A 23377-nucleotide genomic window follows, 5' to 3' on the forward strand; every position below is an offset into this window, starting at 1 on the left:
TGCCAAACCATCAAAACATGTTGGATAACCAAACGATTTTAATCACCGGAGGCACTGGGAGTTTTGGCAAACGCTTTGTTCGTAAAGTTTTAGATACCACCAACGCTAAAAAAATCATCGTTTATAGCCGAGACGAATTAAAACAAAGCGAAATGGCCATGGAATTTAATGATCCCAGGATGCGTTTTTTTATCGGCGATGTCAGGGATTTAGAGCGCTTGAATTACGCTTTAGAGGGCGTGGATATTTGTATCCATGCAGCCGCGCTCAAGCATGTGCCTATCGCTGAATACAACCCCCTAGAATGCATTAAAACCAATATCATGGGAGCGAGCAATGTGATTAACGCATGCTTAAAAAACGCTATCAGCCAGGTCATCGCCCTAAGCACCGATAAAGCCGCTAACCCCATTAATCTCTACGGCGCAACCAAATTGTGCAGCGACAAGCTCTTTGTGAGCGCGAATAACTTTAAAGGCTCTTCTCAAACGCAATTTAGCGTGGTGCGTTATGGCAATGTGGTGGGGAGTCGTGGGAGCGTGGTGCCGTTTTTTAAAAAATTAGTCCAAAACAAAGCGAGTGAAATCCCCATTACCGATATTCGCATGACACGATTTTGGATCACCTTAGATGAGGGGGTTTCTTTTGTGCTTAAAAGCTTGAAAAGAATGCATGGGGGTGAAATTTTTGTGCCTAAAATCCCTAGCATGAAAATGACTGATCTCGCTAAAGCCCTAGCCCCCAATACCCCTACTAAAATCATAGGGATTCGTCCGGGCGAAAAACTCCATGAAGTGATGATCCCTAAAGATGAAAGCCATTTAGCCCTAGAATTTGAAGACTTTTTTATTATTCAGCCCACCATAAGCTTCCAAACGCCTAAAGATTACACGCTCACCAAACTCCACGAAAAAGGCCAAAAAGTCGCCCCCGATTTTGAATACAGCAGCCACACTAACAACCAATGGCTAGAGCCTGATGATTTGTTAAAATTATTATGAATTTTTTAGAAGATTTATTTTACCCCTTAAGATTGTTAGAAAACAAGCGCGTTTTATTGCTCGTGAGCGGCTCTATTGCGGCGTATAAATCCCTAGAATTAACGCGTTTGTTGTTTAAAAGCGGGGCTAGTATCCAAGTGGTGATGAGTAAGGGAGCGAAAAAATTCATCAAGCCCTTAAGCTTTGAAGCTTTGAGCCACCATAAAGTCCTGCATGATCGTAATGAAAAATGGTATTACAACCACCAAAACAAATTGCACCACAACCACATCGCATGCGCTGCTAGTGCTGATTTACTCATCTTTGCCCCTTTAAGCGCTAACAGCCTGTCTAAAATCGCTCACGCTTTAGCGGATAATACCATCAGCGCGACTTTTTTAGCTTGCACTTCCCCTAAAATCCTAGCCCCCAGCATGAACACTAACATGCTCAATTCCCCTATCATTCAAAGTAATTTAAAACGCTTGAAAGATTCCAACCATATTATTTTAGACACCAAAAACGGCCTTTTAGCATGCGATACTAAAGGCGATGGGGCGATGGCTGAGCCTTTAGAAATCCTTTTTAAAGCCACCCAAACGCTCTTAAAAGACGCTTATTTTGAAAACAGAGAAGTCATAGTCATGGGCGGAGCGAGTGTGGAAAAGATTGACAGCGTTAGAATTATTAGCAATCTTTCTAGCGGGATTCAAGCGAGCGCTTTGGCTTTAGCGTTATATTTTAAGGGAGCGAAAGTGACTTTGATTGCATCCAACTTCCCCACCCCTTTGCCTAAAGAAATCGCAAGCGTTTTAGTCAGCGACACCGCTTCTTATGAAAACGCCTTAAATAACGCCACTAACAACTTGCAAAAACATGCCTTAAAACCCCTACTCTTCAATTTAGCCGCCATTAGCGATTATGTGCCTAAGATTTCTTTTAACCATAAGCTTAAAAAAAGCGAAATCGGTGAAACCCTAAACGTTGAATGCGTTCAAAATAAGGATTTACTAACCTCTATCAATCCTAATCAATTCGTTAAAATCGGTTTTAAAGCTGAAGACGATCAACAAAACGCTATCAAAAACGCTCAAAATCTTTTAAAACCTTCTCAAAATAACGGCAAGGATTGCTCTGTGGCCGCTTTGAACCTCATTAAAGATTCACGCCCTTTTGGCTCATTAAAGAATGAATTGTGGCTCTTTAGCCATAAAAAAACCCAAAAAATCCCTTCCATGAACAAACTAGAAGCGAGCTTTAAAATCCTTGATTTTATCAAAGACAACGCCCTTTAATGCTAGAAGCCCTAAACGCCCTAAACCAGCTTAACGCCCTTCATTCCAAAAACGCCACGCACCATTTTAACGCTACTTTACCCATTCTTTTAAAGGTTTTAGAAAAACAAGATAAAGATCTTTTTCTTTTGCAAGTGGGTAATAAAATTATCCCCACCAAAAGCGAACAGGAATTAAAAATCAATCAGCCTTATTTTGCGGTTATGCAAAGGAATCAGCTGGGCGATATTGTGCTTAAAAACTTAGTGCCTGCCCCAAAAATCTTAGACGCATTAGACGATTTGCCTGCTATTGAAATGAAGAAATTAAAAGAAATATTGAGCGCCAAAGACAACACCCCCCTAAAAGAATACAAAGAACTTTTGAGCGAAAAATTAATCCATGCTAAAAGCTCGCAAGAGTTTTTGAATACAGCAAACATGCTTTTAAGCTTGCAATCGCAGGTTTTAAGCTTTGTGGTTGAAAACGAACGCAAAAAAGCTTTTTTACAGATGAAAGCCAAAAAACAAAGCGTTGATTTTTACGCTCTGTATCCTAACTTGGGCGAAATTGGCGGCGTTATTTATTTAAAAGAAAAAGAAAAACAGCTTTTTTTAAAAACCTCCCTCCAAAGGACTCAAGAGGTTTTAAAAGAGGCTCAAAACACCCTTTTAGGCTTTTCTTTTGTGGAAATTGTGTGCGAAAAAACCCCCATGCTTTTTGCCTTTGAAGAGCGCTTATTGGATACGCTAGGGTAGTTTTTAGCGTTTTAAAAACGCCTTTATGATGGATTTAAGCGCTTTTTTATCCAACAAAAGAGCGATACCCTCTTTTTTACTTTAATCCATGCGGAATTTTAGAATTCCTCATGCATTTTTTAAAAGTTTTCCAACCGCTAAGGCTTTATCTTTGGCTTGCGTGATCGCGCTAATGACTGCGATACCCCCATATTCCCACAATTTTGAAGCGTTATCTGTCGTGATGCCCCCAATCGCTATGAGGGGTTTTTCTACCCCGCTATCGTGTATTTTTTTTAAAAGATTGACGCCTACAACTTCTTTAGCGTCTTTTTTAGATGGTGTGGGGAAAATAGGGCCTACCCCTAAATAGGCTATATGATCTAAATGGCGTGCTTTTAGGGCTTGCTCTAAAGTATTGACGCTCAAACCGATAAAAAGGCGCTTTTGGCATAAAGTTACTACCTCTTCTATAGCCATGTCTTCTTGCCCCACATGCACGCCATCAGCCTTTAATTCTAGCGCGAGTCGCGCCTCATCATTAATAATAAAAGGCGTGCCGTATTTTTTGCATAATTTTTGACATTCTAGGGCTAATCGTTTGATTTCAACAGGATCTTGTAAGGCTAAATCGCCTTTTTGGCGGAATTGAAACGCTGTGATTTTAGATTGTAAAGCTAATTCTAAAGTGTCTAAAAGCGCGTTTGTCCTATCGCCTTTTATGTGGTAGAAATCTTGCGAACCAGCCACAAACATGAGTTTCAAACAATTCGCATCAAACATGCTTTTTGATGCTCCACAAATTCAAAGGCCCATGCCCATGCCCAATGTTTAAGGGGTTTTGAATGATGATAGTTAAAAGCTCTTTAGCCTTTGTAATGGCGTTTTTTAAATCCAGCCCTTGAGCGAGTAAGCCCACAATCAAGCTAGACAAAGTACAACCCGTGCCATGCGTGTTTTTGGTGTTAAAGCGCTTGGCGTTTAAGATAAATTCAGCGTCTTCTAAAAACACCCAGTCGTTGCTAAATTCCCCTTGAAAATGCTCTGTATGCCCCCCTTTAATCACGGCGTTTTTAACGCCTAAATCCCTTAAAATACCCATCGCTTTTGAAGCGCTTTTATCGTCTCGCGCTTGAACGCCTGTGAGCGCATAGACTTCAGGGAGGTTAGGGGTTAGTAAATTGGTTTTAGGTAAAAGGCGTTTTTTTAAGCTTAGAATCGCCTCTTCTTCTAAAAGCAAAGCCCCATTCTTTGCCACCATCACCGGATCTAAAACGCACAACCCAAAATCGCAAGTTTCTAAAGTGTCCGCTACGCATTCAATGATTTGATTATTACATAACGCCCCCATTTTGAACGCCTTGATAGAAAAATCATCTCTAATGGCTAGGATTTGCGCTTTCACGCTCTCTACACTCAATGGATAAACCCCATGCACGCCCTGTGTGTTTTGCGCGGTGATGCAAGTGATCACGCTTGTCCCAAACACGCCCAAAGTTTGAAACGCTTTCAAATCGGCCTGTATCCCAGCGCCCCCACCGCTATCGCTGCCAGCAATGCTTAAAACTTGCGGGTAAATTTTCACAATACTTCCTTAATAAGACTATTTTCTAACTCTATGGGCAAGCTTAGAGCGTCTAAAAAATAAAACAAGAACGAACCATTAGAGCCGTTATTTTCTAACGCTTTTTTTTGCGCATTAAAAGCGGCTTGTTTATAGAAAGCGCAAAGTTGCGCCATAGAATCTAAGGGGTCTTTTTTCAAACCTAAAAAGCTCGCGCATGCCGCTGCATGCAAACACCCAGCCCCAGTAATTGCGGCCAAATATTCGCTCCCACCACTGATACTAAGAACTTTTTCCCCATCGCTCACGTAATCCGTTTTGCCCGTCATTACCGCTATCACAGAATATTTTTGAGCCGCTCGTTTGATTATTTCTACAGGCGTGTTGGCATCATGAGAGTCTAACCCCTTACTTCCGCAAGAAATTCCCACTAAAGAGCCTAATTCAGCAGCATTACCCCTAAGTGCACTAATCCCACCACTTTTCAAAAGCTCTAAACTTGTGTTATAGCACAAAGCGCTCGCTGAACACCCCACAGGATCTAACACAATGGGTTTATTCAAAGCCTTGTAACATTTGATAGCCTCTTTAGCGCATAAAATGGTGCGATCATTAAGGGTGCCAATATTAATAGCGAGCGCGTCAGAAATTTTCGCTAAATCTTGCATCTCATCAATCGCATCACTCATTAAAGGCGATGCCCCTAAGGCTAACAAACCATTAGCCACAAATTGCGCCGCCACATAATTGGTGATATTATGCACTAAAGGGCGTTTTTGTCGTAATTCTTTCAACACCACAAGCCTCCTAAAATTTCTTTTATTTTACAAAAAATCCATTAAACGGCGGCTGTCTTTGAGTTTTAATACAAAAGCGTTCATGAACTATTTTTCATTCACCTCATCTTTTTTAACCCCATTCTTTTTAAATATAGCGCTAGTGAGATCACAAAAGCGGTGGAAAAAACGAGAAAGGCTTGCAGCGACTTTTTCTTTCACCTCTTGATAGCGCGAATTTTTGTTAAACCTGGAGGGTTTTTCTTCAATGATTTTAGGGAATTCCGTCCCGCTGAAGCTGATTTCGCCCCCTTTAAAAGCATGCTGCATGAACGAATAGGCTTTTTCTTCATTCAAGCGGTTTTCTTCTATGATATTTTGGAATTCCTCTTCTCTTTTTTGGTGGATATAATCTTGAAAATGCGCATGGACTTCTTGGTCTTTGTTGTATTTGTCAATGAAATCCATGATCAAATCTTTTTTATTCCTTAGCTCTATGCTGGAGTTGATGATTGGCTCTATTTTGGTTTTAACGCCTTGAATTTCCACCCCATGCTCTTTAGCGAACTCTTCAATCAAATTCAAAATATAGTCAATATTGACTTCCACTTGCTTAATGAGTTCAATTTCAAAAATCAAATCGTCGTTAATCTCTTCTTTATCCCTCCCTTTTTCTGGCCTCATTTCATCGTAAAAATCAAGGTATTTGCTTTGATAGTCTTGAAAATCCCTCGCCTTGATGTAATTATCTTTTTTAAAATTTTCAAAGCTGTTTAAAATATTTTCTAATTTCAAAATCTTGCCAAAAAGCTTAATGAAATCCTTTTTCTGGCTTTCTGAAATAATTGGCTCTTTTAAGGGAAATTCTCTTAAAAGCCTTTCAATCAAACCCTCATAGCCCTCGTATTCCTTATTATTATCCGTGTAGCCTTTCAAATAGTCTTCATATTTCCTTAATAGCGCAATAGATTGAGCGTCCTTGTTGCCAAAAAGCATGAGAGCGTCATTTAAATCCTGCTCTAAATCCCTAAAACACACGATATTCCCATGCGTTTTAACGCTATCTAAAATGCGGTTTGCGCGCGAAAAAGCCTGAATTAGCCCATGGTATTTGAGGTTTTTATCCACCCAAAGGGTGTTGAGCCTTGTAGCGTCAAACCCGGTCAAAAACATATTAACCACCAGTAAAAGATCGATTTCACGATTTTTCATTTTTTGAGAAAGATCCTTGTAATAGCTTTGGAATTTTTGATCCGAAGTGTCAAAAGAAACGCCAAACATCCCGTTATAATCCGCAATCGCGCCCTCTAAAAAATCCCTTGAGCTTTTGTCTAGCCCGCAAGCGCTTTCATTGTTTTCATCTTCTAGCGCTTCAAAATCTTCATTAGCGCTATAGCTGAAAATGGTAGCGATTTTAAGGTCGTGTTTTTCTTCTTTAAAGGCTTGGTAGTATTTTTTCAGCGCTTCTATACCAGAGCATGCCAGAATGGAATTGAATTTTTTATTTTTAGTGGCTTGATTGAAACGCTCTACAATGCATTTAGTAATTTCTTTGATCCTCCTACTATCTAAAAGCGCGTTTTTTTCATCAACCGCTCTAATCTCTTTATCCTTAATACCCTCTTTAGCTTTAATGGTGTTGTGGTATTCCACTCTAAAGGGCAAAACATTTTTATCCCTGATCGCATCAATAATGGTGTATTGGTGGAGGCATTTCCCAAACTTTTGCTCTGTCGTGCCTAACGGGTTGTTTTTATCGCAATTTTGTGCAAAAATGGGCGTGCCAGTGAAGCCAAAAAGGTGGTATTTTTTAAACGCTTTAGTGATCGCTTGGTGCATTGAGCCTAACTGACTCCTGTGGCATTCATCAAAAATCATCACAACTTCTTCATTAAAGATCGCATGCCCTTTAAGGTGGGATTTAACGAATTTGTCTAATTTTTGGATCGTGGTGATAATGATTTTAGCGTTAGAATCTTCAAGCTGTTCTTTTAAAATCTTGGTGCTTGTGTTGGAATTAGCGCAATCTTTTTGGAATTTATCGTATTCTTTCATGGTTTGATAGTCCAAATCCTTCCTGTCCACCACAAACAAAACCTTTGAAACGTGTTCTAATTCTTTAGCTAAAGTCGCACTTTTAAAGCTCGTTAAGGTTTTACCGCTCCCTGTCGTGTGCCAGATATAGCCTCCGCTCTGGCTTTTCTTATAAGTTTTACTCTCATGCGTGGCTTTGATTTTTTCCAAAATCCTTTCGGCCGCCACGATTTGATAAGGCCGCATCACCAATAAAACCTCTTCGCTTGTGAAAACGCAATAGCACGTTAAAATATTCAAAAGGCTGCGCTTCGCAAAAAACGACTTGGCAAAATCCATTAAATCCTCAATATTGCGATTCTTGCTGTCCGCCCAATAATTCGTGAATTCAAAAGTATCGGCTTTATGGTTTTTTTCCAACTGGGCTATTCTGGTGGTGTTTGAATAGTATTTACTACTCGTGCCGTTACTGATGACAAAAATCTGCACGAACTCAAAAAGCCCGTCTTCAGCGCTAAAACTATCCCTTTTATAGCGCTTGATTTGATTGAACGCCTCTCTGATCGCCACGCCTCTTTTTTTCAATTCCACATGCACTAAAGGCAAGCCATTCACAAGGACACTCACATCATAGCGGTTCTCATACTTCCCCCCTTTATTGCTGTATTGGTGGATCACTTGCAAGGCGTTTCTATGGATATTTTTCTTATCAATGATTTTAACGTTTTTGGTTTTCCCATTCTCTAGGGTTAAATTAAAAATCGAATCTTCTTGGATCTTTCTTGTTTTAGCCTTATAATCTTCGTTTTTATTAGCGATGAATTGAAAATAAAGAGTGTCCCATTCTTTGGGCGTGAAATAATGATCGTTAAGCTTTTCTAACTGCACTTTTAAATTGTCTTTTAATTCTTTTTCGTTGTGGATTTGTTGAAATTCATAGCCTTGTTTTTCTAAAAGCGCGATAAACTCCCTTTCTAGCTCTGCTTCGCTCTCATAAGCGCTTTTTTTTTCATTATCGCTATGATACTCGGCCATCACGGTGCTTTCATTATTTTCTGCGATAATTTCATAACTCATGGTTTATGCCTTGTTTTGGAGTGGTTTAAAAGTCAGTAGTTTTTCTCTGTAATATTCGTATTGCTTTTTTCTGGCTTCTATTTCAGCTGGGATACCGGCTAATAAATCGGTGGTTAGAGCCAAAAATTGATCCAAAATCTTAACGATCTCTTGTTGGATTTCTAGGGGTGGGATGGGGATTGTTATTTTTTTTAAATCGTTTTCATGGATACGCATAACTTTAGTTCCTGTTATTCTCTTTTCTTTTTCTTTTTGAAAAAACCAAGTTTGAAAGTAATAAATGATAAATTTAGGATATAGGATATTTGTAGAATAGCTATACATATCACCCGAAAAAGCAATCTCTTCATTTCCTAGCCATGCGATACTTTTTCCTACATCTTTTACATTTTCTGAAGTTGTGGCGATGAGAATATCGTTTGGTTTTGCTTTTTTTAGTTTATGAAATAAGGCGTCATTAACATATGAAATTGTTTTATCAATTGAAAGATTATATTGAGTGTGTATTTGTCCATAATGAACAACAGGTCTCCCCTTGTCTTGTAAATCACTTTTCAAAAGCCCATTACCTCTAGTAAATTCCCCAATATCCCCCAATTTCCTAAACTCCACCCCCTTAGGCGCTAAGGTTTGGAGTAAGGTTTTTAAGCGTTTAGGGTAGGTTTTTGCACTCATTTTGGCGTCTTTGTAGTTTTGGTTGATGTCCTTAAAGTCTAAAAGCATGTTTTGGTAATACTGGTATTGCTTTTTTCGCGCTTTTAATTCTGTGTTTAATTCTGTGTTTAATTCTGTGAAAGCGTCCAAAATCTTAACGATCTCTTGTTGGATTTCTAGGGGTGGGATGGGGAACTTATATTTTTTAAAAGCAGTCATATCCACAGAAGCAAAACCTGAAACATTAGTATTTTTTTTGCACCATTCCCCCAAAAGAAAACATTGATAAAAAAAGAATTTCATGTCTAAAGCAATATCACAATTCGCTTTTTTGCTTAAAAAAGTGAATTGTTGATTCGCTAACGAATCAACGATTAAAAGGGCATGTTCGCCTATGGTTGCTGTTGTAGAAATAATAATAGAATTTTTAGGGAATAATTTCTTACCCTTTAAAGCCTTTGAGGTAATGTGTTGGATAGAGTCTTTTAAAATCCTCCCATTTTCTCTAATGTCTTCCATTCTAAACCAAGGGATAGTCCCTTTTTCCCAAAATTCAGGATTGTTTTTTGATGGGGTGTAACCATTTCTAATTTCAAAAACCTCTTCAAGCGTTTTAAACTCCACCCCCTTAGGCGCTAAGGTTTGGAGCAAGCGCTCTATTTTATGCATTTTGCCCCCCTTCTAACTCTTTGATGATGGATTCAAGGCTGTTTCTTAAAGCGCTTTGTTTTTCTACGATTTGAGAAATCTCGCTATTGAGCGCTTTGATATCAATGATTTCTTTCGTGTCTTCTTGCTCCACATAGCGGTTCACCGAAAGGTTGTAATCGTTTTCTTGGATTTGCTCCATATTGGCTAGGGCGGAAAAATGCTTGATGGCTTTCCTTTCAATATAGGTTTGCAAAATCTTTTCTCGGTTGTGTTCTTTGAGCTTGTTTTTCTTGCCTTCTTTGACAAATTCCTTACTCGCATCAATAAAAAGCGTGGTGTCGTCTTGTTTGTTTTTCTTAAGCACTAAAATACAAGTAGCGATACTCGTTCCAAAAAAGAGGTTGTCTGGTAAAGCGATCACGCAGTCAATGAAATTATTTTTGACTAAATATTCTCTGATTTTTGCTTCAGCATTCCCCCTATAAAGCACCCCGGGAAATTCCACGATCGCAGCCGTGCCGCTATTGGATAGATAAGAAAGCATGTGCATGGTGAAAGCGAGATCAGCGGCGTTTTTGGGCGCTAACACACCGGCCGGGCTAAAGCGCTCATCGTTCATTAAAAGGGGGTTGTTATCGCCCACCCATTTAGTGGAATAAGGAGGGTTGGAAACGATCGCATCAAAAGGCTCATCGTCTTCATGTTTTGGGTCTAAAAGCGTGTCCCCTAGCGCGATGTGGAATTTAGAATAATTGATGTCATGCAAAAACATATTGATTCGGCAGAGGTTGTAAGTGGTCAAATTGATTTCTTGCCCAAAATACCCTTTTAAGACATTTTTATCGCCCAACACTTTAGAAAATTGTAAGAGTAAGCTCCCGCTCCCGCAGCATGGGTCATAAACTTTATTGACGCTCTCTTGGTTGTGCAGGGCGATTTTAGCGAGCAGTTCGCTCACTTCTTGGGGGGTGAAATATTCCCCTCCGCTTTTGCCGGCATTGCTCGCATACATCGCCATTAAATATTCATAAGCGTCGCCAAAAACATCGATCCCGCTTTGTTGGTAATCGCCTAATTGCATGCCCCCTATGGCTTGAAGGATTTTAGTCAATTTTTCCACCCTATTTTGATGAGAGCTCCCTAATTTGTTGCTATTGACATCTAAATCCGCAAACAAGCCTTTGACATTTTCTTCTGATTTAAACCCTAGGCTGGATTTTTCTATTTCGTTAAAAATATTTTGTAAGGTTACATTGAGATCTTCGTTATTGGGCGCGTTTTTTAGCACATTACAAAATAAAGCGCTAGGCGGGATGAAAAAGCCTTTTTCTTCAATGGTTGATTTTCTTACGATTTCAGCCTCTTCATCGCTTAATGAAGCGTAATCAAAGCTAGGATCAAGCTCTCGCTCGTATTCATTGTGGTGATTAGCCATGTTTTCTGAAATGTAGCGGTAAAAAAGAATGCCTAAAATGTATTGCTTAAAATCCCAGCCATCCACTGAGCCTCTCAATTCATTCGCCACTTTCCAAATGGTGTTGTGCAATTCGTTGCGCTCTAATGACGCTTGGTTATTGTTTGGGTTGTTTTCCATGATATAAGCCCCTTTTTTGTGTTTTTTGATTGGCGGTTTTTAAAAATTTAAGGTTTTATTTTAATCAAATACCGATAACTAAAACCTTAAATAATACTAACCCATTCTTTAGGATAACCCGATTTTATTGTAAGATTCTTTCATTATAAAATATTGAGATTTAACAGAATGATAAGGATAGTTTTTGAATTTACTTTCGTTATTTGCTGGAGCTGGAGGGTTGGATTTAGGCTTTGAGCAAGCAGGTTTTAAAATAGTGGTTGCCAATGAATATGATAAAAGTATTACACCCACTTACAGACTAAATCATAAAAATACGCAACTGCTAGAAAAAGACATTAAAAATTTGCAAACCAGTGAAATTAACTTTTCTGTTGATGGAATTATTGGCGGTCCGCCATGCCAGAGTTGGTCAGAAGCTGGGAATTTAAAAGGTATTGATGATGCTAGAGGGCAGTTATTTTATGAATATTTGCGCCTTTTAAAAGAGCTTAAGCCTAAATTTTTTTTAGCTGAAAATGTAAGGGGCATGCTCGCTCAACGCCACGAAACGAGTGTAAAAAATATCCTTAACGCTTTTAAAGAGTGCGGTTATGAAGTCAATACGCATTTAGTGAATGCTAAAGATTATGGAGTTGCGCAAGAAAGGCTTAGGGTTTTTTATATTGGTTTTAGGAAAGATTTAAAAATCAATTACACTTTTCCTAAAGGTTCAACGCATTTAAAAAAACTCACTTTAAAAGATGTTATTTGGGATCTAAAAGATAGCGTTGTGTGCGCTTTAGCCAAAAACAAACATAACCCTAACGCCATTAACAATCATGAATATTTTATTGGTTCTTATTCGCCGATCTTTATGAGCAGGAATCGTGTAAAAAATTGGGACGAACAAGCCTTTACAATACAAGCATCAGGAAGGCAATGCCAACTACACCCACAAGCCCCTAAAATGGCTAAATTTGGTAAAAATGATTGCAGATTTATAGAAAATTACCAACATTTATACCGCCGTTTGAGCGTGCGAGAGTGCGCGAGAATTCAAGGTTTTGATGATGATTTTTATTTCGTTTATGAAAATCTTAACGACGCTTATAAAATGATAGGTAATGCTGTGCCTGTGAGTTTAGCTAAAGAAATTGCTGTAAGTATTTATAAGGTGTTATATTGAGCGATAAGAGCAACAATCAAGGTAGGGCGTATGAATACGCATGGTTTTTAGCTTTAGAGCAAAAATTAAGCGTTTTTAAAAAGGTTATAGTGGATAAACAAAATGGTTTTAATGCATGCTATAGAGCTTATGAAAGTTTAGAAAAATCCTTACAAGAGCGTTATTTAGAAAGTGCTAAACAAGGTGTATTGCTTTTATTAGATTGTGAGCCATTATTAAGCGAAGTCATAGGGAGTTCGCAAAACGAAATCACACTATCATTGCAAAAAGACAAACTTGGTGAAATAGGTGATGTCCGGGATATTTTAATTTATTTTGATAGATTTTACATAGGATTAAGCATTAAACACAACCATGATGCCGTAAAGCATTCTAGGCTTTCTAAAGATTTGGATTTTGGAAAAAAATGGCTGGGTGTTGGAGTGTCTCAACATTACAAAGACACTATAAAACCACTCTTTGAAAGACTGGAAAACGCTAAAAAAGAAGGCATGCTATGGAGGGATTTCCCTAATAAAGAACGAGAAATTTATGCCCCATTATTACAAGCTTTTAAAAAAGAGGTTTTAAGAATTGATGAAAATGAGAAAAATAAAGTCCCACAAAAAATGGTGGAGTATTTGCTAGGCAAATACGATTTTTACAAAGCGATTTTGTTAGAAAGAGAACAAAAAACTAAATTAGAGGCATACCATTTTAATAACACTCTTAATCGCAGCGTGAAAAATAAACCTAAAAGAATTATCCCTTTAAGCAAATTACCTACTAGAATGATTTATTTTGATTTCAAACCTAAAAGTTTCAATACATTAGAGTTAGTTTTAAATGAAGGGTGGTCATTTTCATTACGAATCCATAATGCAAGCTCTAGGGTAGAACCAAGCTTGAAATTTGATATAAAATTGCTTTCAATTCCTGTGAGTGTTGCAGTTTTTATAGTAGGGTTTTAGACAAACAAAAAAGCTTTATTCTCATCAAATATTAATAATCAAAGCCTTATTGTTATTTTTTAAAAAATGGGATCTTGGTTATTTTATCGTTTTGTCATAAAACTTATTTTTTAATCAAATAAGCTATAATCCCATTTTTAAAAGTCATTTTTAAAAGGGGTTTGAATGGTATTTGGCAGAACGATAAGCGTGAGAGAGAAAAAAGCGGCTAAGGCGCTTGGGGTTGTTGGGGTGGTCTTTTTTATATTGTTTGGCATTGTGATAAGCGGGGTGGCTTTGCGCCAAGAGTGGATCCAACAATTGGATTTATTTTTTATAGACTTGATCCGCAACCCTGCCCCCATTCAAGGGAGCGCGTGGCTTTCTTTCGTGTTTTTTAGCACATGGTTTGCGCAAAGCAAGCTCACCACTCCTATAGCCTTACTCATTGGCTTGTGGTTTGGGTTTCAAAAACGCATCGCTTTGGGGGTGTGGTTTTTCTTTAGCATCTTATTAGGTGAATTCACCTTAAAATCCCTTAAGCTTTTAGTGGCGCGCCCACGGCCTGTAACCAATGGCGAATTGGTTTTTGCGCATGGCTTTAGTTTCCCTAGCGGGCATGCTTTGGCTTCAGCGCTTTTTTATGGCTCTTTGGCGTTGCTGTTATGCTATTCTAACGCAAATGCTCGCATTAAAACGATTATTGCTGTGGTTTTACTTTTTTGGATTTTTTTAATGTCGTATGATAGGGTTTATTTAGGGGTGCATTACCCTAGCGATGTTTTAGGAGGGTTTTTATTAGGGATTGCTTGGTCGTGCTGCTCTTTAGCGCTTTATTTAGGGTTTTTGAAACGCCCTTATAATCAATAAAGGCTTTATTTAACCAAACACTGACAACTAAAATTTTTAGAATTCTATTTTTTGATAAAACTCATTCTCTTAAGGGGATAGGGGGTATTTTGCGATAATACCCCCTTAACCCCCTTAAGAAACCCCCTAACCCCCAAGACCGCTTTAATAAGCTATCGCTTGATTAAAATCAAGCTCTTTGCTATTTTTTACAAAAACGCTTAAAGCGTTTTTAAAATCTCATTTTTTAAAAAGAAAGTGATGGGTTAGGGTATAACTTCTCTTTCTTTTTAACCTCATCAAATTCATCTTTATAGCGGTGTTGGTGGTTTGGGTCATAATCCACGACGCTTTTTAAAAAACCGCTGAATTTTTCATTTTTTTCGCTAAGCTCTGAAGCCACGGTGTAATCAATCTTTTCTTTGTATTTAGCGTTCAATAAAATAGCGCTTTTATCCTCATCCGTTCTTAAATCAATCACGCCAATCCCAAAACTTGCATGCAAACGCTTCAATAAATCCATGAGTTTGGGATTATGCGTATCAATATGATGGCCCACTAAATACCCCTCATTAGCCCACGAGCTGTTAGAAATCGCTTGAAAATAACACTCCCTGCAATTATTCACGCTGATTTCTTTTTTCAATTCAAAGCTCACCAATTTAACGGGTAAAGTGTCAAATTTCTTAGAAAAAGCGATTAAATTTTCATTAGACAATTCAGCACTCAAAAACCTAACCCCCACCATGTCCGGATAAAGCCACCTGTCCATGCCTTTTGGCGATTTTAAGCTTCCTTCATGAAAAATGGTTTTCGTGTAGCATTTCAAATTTTCATTGTGGCAAGCCATGTAAGTTAAAAAAGGGTGCAAATCTCTTTCATGCACGATTTTAACACTTGGAGCGCTTGATTTTAAAGCGTTTAAAACCGGCTCTTTAACCGTATCTTTTAAAGCGATTAAAACTGGTTTTTCTCTCATTTTCAAAAAAGGCAGATCCTCGCCCTTGCTTAAGGCTGTATAAATAGCAGCGCTAACACTCTGATCGGGAGTGTTGCCCCCATAATCAAACATGCTTTCAATCTCGCCTTTTTCAAAAAGCTCTTGGGCTTTATGATAAATCAGAGTAACCTTAATAGGTTCTTTGGTAATTTCTAAAACGCTTTGAATGATTTTAATATCTCGTGGTTTCATTTTTTGCTCGCTAAATACTCTTCATAACTGCCTTTAAAATCAATGATTGAAGCGCCTTTAGGGCTTGGGACTAATTCAATGATCCTATTAGCATACGCATCAATGAGCTCTCTGTCATGGCTTACACAAATCACTGCCCCATCAAATTTAAAGAGCGCTTCGCCTAAAGCGATAATGGCTTCTAAATCCAAATGGTTGGTTGGCTCATCTAAGACTAAGAAATTCCCCCCCTCTAGCATGAGCTTGGATAAAACCATTCGGTGTTTTTCGCCCCCACTTAAAGCGTTCACGCATTTTTCTTGCTCTTCGCCATTAAAAAGCATCCTCCCTAAAGCGTTCCTAACCTCTGCGCTTTCAATCTTTTTATTGAAATTAAAAAGCCATTGATACAAGGTTTCTTCCCCGCTGATTTCTTCGCTCACATTTTGAGGGAAATAGCCTTTTGAAACGGTCGCTCCCCATTTCACCACGCCAGTATCCGGCTTTAACTCTTCTACTAGAATTTTACAAAGCGTGGATTTACCCACGCCATTTGGCCCTATGAGGGCGATCTTGTCTTTAGGCATCACTTTCAAGCTCACTTGATTTAAAATAATTTGCCCGTCATAACTTTTAGAGATGTTTTCGCACTCTAAGGCTTCATTACCAATGGTTCTTTTAGGTTTAAAAATAATGCTAGGATCCCTCCTGCTAGATACCGCTAAGCTTTGAATGTCTAATTTATCCAGTTGTTTTTGGCGGCTGGTGGCTTGCTTGGCTTTAGAAGCGTTAGCGCTGAAACGAGCGATGAATTTTTCTAGCTCTTCTTTTTCTTTGAGTTTTTTATTGCGTTCGGCCTCTTGCTGTTTGATCATCAAAGTAGAAGCGATATACCAATCGTCATAATTCCCGCTAAATTCGCGCACGCTGTGAAAATCCAAATCTAAAATATGCGTGCATACCGCATTTAAAAAATGCCTGTCATGGCTGATGACTACCATCGTGCCTTCATGGCGTTTGAGGTTGTTTTCTAGCCATTCAATGGCGTTTAAATCCAGATTGTTGGTCGGCTCATCTAAAAGCAAAATATCCGGTTTAGGGAATAAAACTTGAGCGAGAAGGATTTTAAATTTATCGCTGCTTGGCAAGGTTTTCATTAAATCATTGTGCCTAGAGCTAGGAATGCCTAAATCTTCTAGGATTTTTTCAATCACCACTTCGCATTCATACATGGGATCTTCTTCTACGCAAATGGTTTCTAACTCCCCTAGCCTAGCATTCACTTTATCATCGCTCAAATCGCCTTCAGTGTATAAGCGTTCTTTTTCTTTGATAGCGTCATACAAACGCTTATTGCCTATCAAAACCGCATCTTTAAGGCTCAAATCTTCAAAAGCGTATTGATCCTGCCCTAAAACCCCCATTCTCATCCCGCTTGTGATGATAACTTCCCCACTGCTACAATCAATGCTCTTGCTCAAAATCTTTAAAAAAGTGGATTTTCCTGCGCCATTAGCCCCAATCAGCCCGTAGCGTTTGTTTTTATCCAGCTTGATATTCACATTCTCAAACAATTTTTTAGTCGCATAGCGTTGCGTTAAGTTGATGGTTTGTAGCATCTTATGATTTCCTTATTTTTGTGATTAGAGAAAGTTTATTGTAGCGTTTTATTTACAATATTGTATCCCTTGCTTATTATGGTTATCTGCAAGATCTTTGATGCCCAAATCTTGTCCGAGTTTATTTAATTTTTTCTCTTGATTTTTTATTCAAATTAAGATAAATTACAAAAGGCGCTTAAAAATAATGCTTAAAATCAAATAGCGTTCGTGTTTTGCTCTATATAAACATCAAAAGGATCGTGTCATTGAAAATATTTGATTACGAAAACATCCAGCTCATCCCTAATAAATGTATTGTGAATAGCCGTTCAGAGTGTGATACGACCGTTACCTTAGGCAAACACACATTTAAAATGCCCGTAGTCCCAGCAAACATGCAAACAATCATCAACGACTCGATCGCAGAATTCCTAGCAAAAAATGGCTATTTCTACATCATGCACCGTTTTGATGGAGCGGCAAGAATCCCGTTTGTCAAAAAAATGAAGGAACGCCAATATATCAGCTCCATCAGTGTTGGGGTGAAAAAGGAAGAATATCTTTTTGTAGAAGAGTTGGCCAAACAAAAATTAGCGTCAGATTATATCACGATCGATATTGCGCATGGCCATTCAAATTCTGTCATTGAAATGATCCAACACATCAAAACGCATTTGCCAGAAACTTTTGTGATTGCCGGGAATGTTGGCACACCAGAAGCAGTCCGTGAATTAGAGAATGCCGGTGCTGACGCTACAAAAGTTGGCATTGGACCTGGGAAAGCGTGTATCACCAAAATCAAAACAGGCTTTGGTACGGGTGGTTGGCAACTGGCAGCTCTTAGATGGTGCGCTAAAGCAGCAAGAAAACCGATTATTGCAGATGGTGGTATTCGCACGCATGGCGATATTGCAAAATCAATACGCTTTGGCGCGACAATGGTAATGATTGGCTCGCTTTTTGCAGGGCATGAAGAATCATCTGGAGAAACAAAAATAGAAAATGGTATCGCATATAAAGAATATTTCGGTTCAGCTTCAGAGTTCCAAAAAGGTGAAAAGAAAAATATTGAAGGTAAGAAAATTTGGATCCAACATAAAGGATCATTAAAAGATACGCTGATTGAAATGCATCAAGATCTGCAATCTTCAATCTCCTATGCAGGTGGGAGAGACCTTGAAGCGATTCGAAAAGTTGATTATGTCATTGTGAAAAATTCAATTTTCAATGGAGACGCAATCTAAAAAAGACTGATGAAACGAAAGCAAAAGACAGAAAAAATGGTCTTCAACTTGTTTTGTGGGATCATTTTCTTGTTAAATTCAAGCGCGTAGCCTTTGAATTTAATTTTTACTAGCGAAATGCCTTTCAATGCAATCGCATAAAATGTGGATCATAAGAATGTGCATTTCTTGGATTCGTGGGGTATCATCGCTAGGGACAATCAAAGCCATGTCGCTTAAAGGCTTCATTTTCCCCCCATCATGCCCCGCTAGACTAAGCGTTTTTACCCCTAAATCTTTGGCTTTTTCATAAGCTTTTAGGACATTTTTGGAATTACCGCTTGTAGAAATCCCTATCAAAACATCGTTTTTTACCCCTAGTGCTTCCACTTGTCTGGCAAACACTTCTTCATAACCATAATCGTTCGCAATGGCGGTGAGAGCTGAGGTATCCGTGCTTAAACTTATCGCACTCAAGCCTTTCCTTTCTAGTTTATAGCGCCCAGTCAATTCAGCGGCAAAATGCTGCGCATCGCTCGCGCTCCCCCCATTACCGCAAATAAGGATTTTCCCTTGATTTTCTAAAGTTTCTATCAAAAGATAAACGCTTTGCTTTAACGCTTCTTGCAAACCCTCTAAACTTTTTTCTAACGCTTCCTTATGGGCTAAAAATTCTTTTTTAATTAAACCATCAATCATTGCATGTCCTTTTAATTTTTTCTATGATAGCGCTTGTGGAATAACCTTCTCCAAACTCCATCAAGCGGGTTTCTTTAGCAAACTCGCTCCCTATGACTTCTTTATTGAGATAGTCCGCTCCCTTGACTAAAATATCAGGCTTTAGGGCTTGAATTAATTTGATGGGCGTGTCTTCTTCAAACACCACGACATAATCCACGCAAGACAGACTCGCTAAAAGAAACGCTCTGTCTTTTTCGCTCACTATGGGGCGTTTATCCCCCTTAAGCCTTTTAACGGAAGCATCGCTATTTAACCCCACAATGAGAATATCCCCTAAAGCTTTAGCCTTTTGCAAATAACTCGCATGCCCTTTATGGAGGAGGTCAAAACAGCCATTGGTGAAAACGATTTTTTGCTGATTGGGTTCTAAAGTTTCTAACAGCTTTTCTAAAGGGAGAATTTTAGGGTGCGTTTGGTTCAAAATCAAAGCGATTTCTTCTAAACTCGCTAACGCGCTCCCCATTTTACCCACCACCACCGCCGCAGCCGCATTGGCAAACTCGCAAGCATCTTTTAGGCTTTTTGATTCTAATAAAGAAAGCGTTAAAGACGCGATCACCGTATCGCCTGCCCCCGTGACATCATAAACTTCTTTAGCGATAGTGGGGCAATTGACTAGCTCGTTTTTTTCTAAAAAAGCGATGCCTTGTTCGCTCAAAGTGACTAAAGGCATAGCGATTTGATAAGTTTCTTTTAAAATTTGGAGCGCTTTTGATAAATTCGCATGGCTGTCTAATTTCAAATGGAGCGCATGCTCTAATTCCGCGCGATTAGGCGTGATCAAACTCGCATGGGAATATTTGCTATAATCCTTCCCTTTAGGGTCGCATAAAATGAGCTTGTGGTATTGGTTGGCTAGAGCGATCATTGTTTGAGTGAGTTCAAAATCCAACACGCCCTTATTGTAATCTGAAAGGATCACGCCATCTATTTCTTGGATTTTTTCTGTGAAAAAATCTAAAAGATTCTTTCTTAAATCAGCGTTTAAGGGATCTTTGATTTCCTTATCCACGCGCACGATTTGCTGGTTTTGTGCGATAATGCGCGTCTTAAGCGTGGTGCAACGGGTTTTATCTATTAAGACGCCTGAAGTGTCAATCCCTCTTGTTTTTAAAGCGCTAATGAAATGCTTGCCCTCTAAATCATCGCCCACCACCCCACATAAAAAGACTTTAGCTTTTAAAGAGATAAGGTTATTAGCCACATTGGCCGCTCCGCCTAAATTCTTGCTCTCTTTTTTGACTTCTAAAACAGGCACAGGGGCTTCAGGAGAAAGGCGTTCGCTCTTCCCCCACAAATAATAATCAGCGATCAGATCGCCTACGACTAAAATTTTTTTCATGCACGCTGTCCTTTAAAAATCGCATGGATATGGGGCAAATAATCCTTAATACCGCTTTCTAAATCGTATAAAGGGGTGTAATCTAAATCCAAAATAGTGGGTTCAATGTGCGCTTGGGTGTGCTTTTGGAAAAAAGCGTAAGGGTTTTTAATATAGCTCACTTTAAAATCCCCTAAATGCTCTTTTAAAATGCTAACGATTTCATTATAACTTCTGGCTTGCGAATAGCCCACATTATAAACCCCGCTTTTTTGAGCCTTCATCGCTTTCACATTCGCTTGGATCACGTCTTCAATATAGACAAAATCCCTTAATTGCTCGCCAAATTCAAAAAGCTTGACTTCCTTAAACGCCATCGCTTGCAAAGCGAGCTGCAAAACCATAGAAGCGGTTTTTTCTTTATAAAATTCCCTAGGCCCATAGACATTAAAATACCTTAATCCCACTTGAATGTTATCGCTTGAATGCGAAAGAATAAATTCGTCCATGCAAAGCTTGGAAAAGCCATAGACATTTTCAGGGCTTTCGTTTTTGCCTACCACATTGGGGGCTTTGGTGTTGCCATAAACGCCCGCTGAAGAAGCGTAAATCACTTTAGCTTTTTTTAAGCGAGCGATTTCTAAAAGGTTTAAAAAAGCCTGATAATTGGTTTTCATCACTAATTCTTGATCCAGCATGGTCGTATCAGAAACAGCGGCTTGGTGGAACAAATAATCAAAATGCAACTTTTCTAAACGCCTTAAATCTAAGGGATTATTAATATCAGCTATGATCACTTCGCCCTTAAAACCGATTAAATTCTTAAAATGCCCTAAAGAACTGGGGCGGTTATTACTAGAGAGCGTGTTATTGCGGAATTTATCTAAAATGATTACTTTAGCTTTAGGGTGGTTCTCTTGAAAATAAAAGGCCAAATTACTGCCTACAAAGCCAGCCCCACCGGTGATTAAAATCGTTTGATTTTCTAATTCATCATCAATATAACGCATTCTTATCCTTATTTGATTAGTTCCATCATCTCTTTAAGATCTTTACATTGTATCCAAGAATGAGAAGTTTTTAAAAAATTTGCACTCAATAAAAGGTTATTTTTAACTTTAGCGTTCAAGCCGGCTAGCATGTCGCTCTCTTTATCGCCTATCATAAAAGATTGCTCCAAGCAAATTTGATGCTCTTTAGCGGCTTGCAAAATCAAAGAGGGCTTTGGCTTCCTGCAAGCGCAATTTTCTTCTGGGGCGTGCCTGCAAAAATAGATGCCATCCAAATTAAAACCTAATTCTTTAAGCAAGCTTTCTTGGAGATATTGGGTGAGATTTTCAAAATCTTTAAGGGTGTAATAGCCTCGGTTGATCCCGGATTGGTTGGTGATTAAAAGCAGTTTGTAGCCTAAAGATTTCGCATGGCTTAACAATTCAAAAATCCCTTTTTGAAACTCAAAATCTTCTTTTTGACTCACATAGCCTTTATCAATATTGATAATGCCGTCTCTGTCCAAAAAAAGGGCTTTGTTAGTGTTCATGCGAATGCATTCCTTTATGATCATGCTGAGTGGTGCTGTTTTGATGATGCATCGCATGGGGCATTTTATGATTAATGAGCATGATCCCCATATAAAGGACATAAAGCCCAAAAACCCCCATTAAACCTTTAGACAAAAGATTGAAAAATTTCCTGTAAGAAATGGAAATCTTGCTTAAAAAAATCCCCATCAAAAACAACGGCACGCTGGTGCCAAGCCCAAAAGAAAGGCCTAGCATCGCTCCCATAAAGGCGCTATGACTGAGAATCACGCTCGCTAAAAACGAATACACCATCATGCAAGGTAAAAACCCGTTCAACACGCCCAAGAAATACAGCCCTAGAATGTTTTGAGATTGCAAGGTTTTTTTCATCAAAAAAGAGATGAAAGGGATTTGAAAGCTTAATTTTTCCGCTTTAGCTCCCAAGAGCGCTAAAAGGATTAAAACAACTCCCATGCTCATCAATAAAACACCCCTAAAACCCATGCTCACGCTAAGACTATGCCCTAAACCTGCCGTTATAGCCCCTAAAAGCATGTAGGTGCTGATCCTCCCTACATTATAGAGGGCATGGCAAGTGAGCTGGTAAGAAAAGCTTGTAACTTTAGAAAATCTTATTTGACTAAACGCGCTCACAATCCCCCCACACATGCCCACACAATGCCCTAAGGACATGCTCAAAGCGGCTAAAAACATGCCCAAAAAACTCAAATTCTGCATCATTTGCATTCTAGTATCCCTGCTTTTTTAAGAGCGATTTCCATCCCGTCAAAAACCAAACGCTCCTTGCAAACAGAATGGGGTAAAAACGCGCTCAAATACTTCGCATCGCCCCCACAAAGATAGATTTTTTGATCTTTGGCTAAATGCTGGATACAAGAGATGACGCTCAAAACCATGCCGTAATTCACAGCGTCTCTGGTGTTTTTAGGTAAAACTTCTAAAGAATCTAAGGCTTTGAAAGGTTGCTCTAAGATTTTAGCGCTTTTTTTATACGCATGGGTGTATTGGGCTAAACCGGGTAAAATACACCCTCCTAAATGCTTGCCCTCTTTGATTAAATCAATCGTAATCGCGCTCCCCGCATCCACTATAACCCCATTAGCCACCGCTAAACACGCCATTTGCCGGTCTATCCCAAGCCCTATATAGTCGGTTTCTAAATGAAAAAACCCTGCAATATTTTTAGCGTTAGGGTAACAATTTAAAAGGGCTTTTTCATTTTCTTCATTCACGCTAATGTAAAAAATTTCCTTTTGAATACCCAAACGCTTTAAATCTTCTTTAGCGCTTGAAAAGAGCTGGTAGTTTTGTGCGAAATGGATGCGCGTATTACCTATATCGCATAAAACCAGGTTTTTCAAATCTGTAAAAGATTGCCTAGCTGGCATAGGCCTACTTCTTATTCATTTCTAAAGCTTTTCTTCTTTCTTCAAGCTCTTTTTCATCTCTTTCTTGATGCTCTCTCGCTCTTTGTTCAAATTCTCTCGCT

At 38.8% G+C, this 23377-nt stretch carries 22 protein-coding genes; 7 read left to right on the forward strand and 15 right to left on the reverse strand.

The features are described from left to right. Positions 1-17 precede the first annotated feature (17 nt). The 3 genes from pseB to EWZ81_RS01030 are packed head-to-tail and all read left to right on the forward strand — an operon-like array spanning position 18 to position 3012. Complete coding sequence (gene pseB / locus EWZ81_RS01020) at positions 18-1001, forward strand: UDP-N-acetylglucosamine 4,6-dehydratase (inverting) (protein WP_165516017.1); 984 nt, start codon at positions 18-20, stop codon at positions 999-1001. After that, positions 998-2275 carry a bifunctional phosphopantothenoylcysteine decarboxylase/phosphopantothenate--cysteine ligase CoaBC gene (gene coaBC / locus EWZ81_RS01025; RefSeq protein WP_165548717.1) on the forward strand — a complete coding sequence of 426 codons (1278 nt, stop codon included), beginning with the start codon at positions 998-1000 and terminating at the stop codon, positions 2273-2275. Before pseB ends, coaBC begins: the two co-directional genes overlap by 4 nt. Next, entirely contained in the window at positions 2275-3012 is a 738-nt protein-coding gene (locus EWZ81_RS01030; RefSeq protein ID WP_165548719.1) for a hypothetical protein, read from the forward strand. The genes coaBC and EWZ81_RS01030 overlap by 1 nt, the downstream gene beginning before the upstream one ends. Before the next feature lie 108 nt (positions 3013-3120). Here EWZ81_RS01030 and thiE read toward each other — a convergent pair whose 3' ends face one another. The 6 genes from thiE to EWZ81_RS01060 form a co-directional block, all read right to left on the reverse strand. Further along, positions 3121-3774 (reverse strand): thiamine phosphate synthase, encoded by a 654-nt coding sequence (gene thiE / locus EWZ81_RS01035; RefSeq protein ID WP_077655089.1) that lies wholly within the window; start codon positions 3772-3774, stop codon positions 3121-3123. Beyond that, positions 3767-4576 (reverse strand): bifunctional hydroxymethylpyrimidine kinase/phosphomethylpyrimidine kinase, encoded by an 810-nt coding sequence (thiD, locus tag EWZ81_RS01040; RefSeq protein ID WP_165548722.1) that lies wholly within the window; start codon positions 4574-4576, stop codon positions 3767-3769. The genes thiE and thiD overlap by 8 nt, the downstream gene beginning before the upstream one ends. Continuing rightward, positions 4573-5355, reverse strand: a complete 783-nt coding sequence (gene thiM / locus EWZ81_RS01045) for a hydroxyethylthiazole kinase (RefSeq protein ID WP_165548724.1) — start codon at positions 5353-5355, stop codon at positions 4573-4575. The genes thiD and thiM overlap by 4 nt, the downstream gene beginning before the upstream one ends. Before the next feature lie 84 nt (positions 5356-5439). Continuing rightward, positions 5440-8442: an HsdR family type I site-specific deoxyribonuclease gene (locus tag EWZ81_RS01050; protein WP_165548726.1), complete on the reverse strand. Its 3003-nt coding sequence runs from the start codon at positions 8440-8442 to the stop codon at positions 5440-5442. Between the two features lie 3 nt (positions 8443-8445). Continuing rightward, on the reverse strand, positions 8446-9765 hold the full coding sequence (locus EWZ81_RS01055) for a restriction endonuclease subunit S (RefSeq protein WP_165548729.1): 1320 nt from the start codon (positions 9763-9765) through the stop codon (positions 8446-8448). Then, complete coding sequence (locus tag EWZ81_RS01060) at positions 9758-11341, reverse strand: type I restriction-modification system subunit M (RefSeq protein ID WP_165548731.1); 1584 nt, start codon at positions 11339-11341, stop codon at positions 9758-9760. Before EWZ81_RS01060 ends, EWZ81_RS01055 begins: the two co-directional genes overlap by 8 nt. 184 nt (positions 11342-11525) lie before the next feature. Here EWZ81_RS01060 and EWZ81_RS01065 point away from each other — a divergent pair, with 184 nt between their 5' ends. The 3 genes from EWZ81_RS01065 (at position 11526) to EWZ81_RS01075 (ending at position 14308) form a co-directional block, all read left to right on the forward strand. Beyond that, positions 11526-12509, forward strand: a complete 984-nt coding sequence (locus EWZ81_RS01065; protein ID WP_001050907.1) for a DNA cytosine methyltransferase — start codon at positions 11526-11528, stop codon at positions 12507-12509. Further along, positions 12506-13459: a HaeIII family restriction endonuclease gene (locus tag EWZ81_RS01070; RefSeq protein ID WP_165548732.1), complete on the forward strand. Its 954-nt coding sequence runs from the start codon at positions 12506-12508 to the stop codon at positions 13457-13459. The genes EWZ81_RS01065 and EWZ81_RS01070 overlap by 4 nt, the downstream gene beginning before the upstream one ends. 165 nt (positions 13460-13624) lie before the next feature. Further along, the gene (locus tag EWZ81_RS01075) at positions 13625-14308 is read left to right on the forward strand and encodes a phosphatase PAP2 family protein (RefSeq protein ID WP_165548733.1); all 684 of its coding nucleotides are present in this window, start codon (positions 13625-13627) and stop codon (positions 14306-14308) included. Positions 14309-14534: 226 nt separating this feature from the next. Here EWZ81_RS01075 and EWZ81_RS01080 read toward each other — a convergent pair whose 3' ends face one another. Together EWZ81_RS01080 and EWZ81_RS01085 are read right to left on the reverse strand one after the other, a co-directional pair. Continuing rightward, entirely contained in the window at positions 14535-15479 is a 945-nt protein-coding gene (locus EWZ81_RS01080; RefSeq protein ID WP_165548734.1) for a COG2958 family protein, read from the reverse strand. Next, the gene (locus EWZ81_RS01085; protein ID WP_165548735.1) at positions 15476-17077 is read right to left on the reverse strand and encodes an ABC-F family ATP-binding cassette domain-containing protein; all 1602 of its coding nucleotides are present in this window, start codon (positions 17075-17077) and stop codon (positions 15476-15478) included. Before EWZ81_RS01085 ends, EWZ81_RS01080 begins: the two co-directional genes overlap by 4 nt. 248 nt (positions 17078-17325) lie before the next feature. Between EWZ81_RS01085 and guaC the strand changes: the two genes are divergently transcribed. Then, positions 17326-18303: a GMP reductase gene (gene guaC / locus EWZ81_RS01090; RefSeq protein ID WP_165548736.1), complete on the forward strand. Its 978-nt coding sequence runs from the start codon at positions 17326-17328 to the stop codon at positions 18301-18303. Positions 18304-18402: 99 nt separating this feature from the next. On the opposite strand, the gene gmhA is transcribed toward guaC, so the two are convergent. From gmhA to EWZ81_RS08720, 7 genes are all read right to left on the reverse strand, one after another. Next, the gene (gmhA, locus tag EWZ81_RS01095; RefSeq protein WP_165548737.1) at positions 18403-18981 is read right to left on the reverse strand and encodes a D-sedoheptulose 7-phosphate isomerase; all 579 of its coding nucleotides are present in this window, start codon (positions 18979-18981) and stop codon (positions 18403-18405) included. Further along, a complete protein-coding gene (rfaE1, locus tag EWZ81_RS01100) occupies positions 18974-20365 on the reverse strand; it encodes a D-glycero-beta-D-manno-heptose-7-phosphate kinase (RefSeq protein ID WP_165548738.1) in 1392 nt (463 codons plus the stop codon). The genes gmhA and rfaE1 overlap by 8 nt, the downstream gene beginning before the upstream one ends. Further along, positions 20362-21354: an ADP-glyceromanno-heptose 6-epimerase gene (rfaD, locus tag EWZ81_RS01105; RefSeq protein WP_165548739.1), complete on the reverse strand. Its 993-nt coding sequence runs from the start codon at positions 21352-21354 to the stop codon at positions 20362-20364. Before rfaD ends, rfaE1 begins: the two co-directional genes overlap by 4 nt. Positions 21355-21362: 8 nt before the next feature. After that, positions 21363-21884 (reverse strand): D-glycero-beta-D-manno-heptose 1,7-bisphosphate 7-phosphatase, encoded by a 522-nt coding sequence (gene gmhB / locus EWZ81_RS01110; protein ID WP_165548740.1) that lies wholly within the window; start codon positions 21882-21884, stop codon positions 21363-21365. Then, positions 21874-22614 carry a sulfite exporter TauE/SafE family protein gene (locus EWZ81_RS01115; RefSeq protein ID WP_165548741.1) on the reverse strand — a complete coding sequence of 247 codons (741 nt, stop codon included), beginning with the start codon at positions 22612-22614 and terminating at the stop codon, positions 21874-21876. Before EWZ81_RS01115 ends, gmhB begins: the two co-directional genes overlap by 11 nt. Next, the gene (locus EWZ81_RS01120; protein WP_165548742.1) at positions 22605-23276 is read right to left on the reverse strand and encodes a type III pantothenate kinase; all 672 of its coding nucleotides are present in this window, start codon (positions 23274-23276) and stop codon (positions 22605-22607) included. The genes EWZ81_RS01115 and EWZ81_RS01120 overlap by 10 nt, the downstream gene beginning before the upstream one ends. A gap of 4 nt (positions 23277-23280) precedes the next feature. Continuing rightward, the coding region (locus EWZ81_RS08720; RefSeq protein ID WP_165548743.1) for a plasminogen-binding protein pgbA C-terminal domain-containing protein at positions 23281-23377 on the reverse strand (97 nt) is incomplete at its 5' end.

The organism is Helicobacter pylori, from assembly GCF_011140715.1.
Classification (GTDB): Bacteria; Campylobacterota; Campylobacteria; order Campylobacterales; family Helicobacteraceae; genus Helicobacter; species Helicobacter pylori_DA.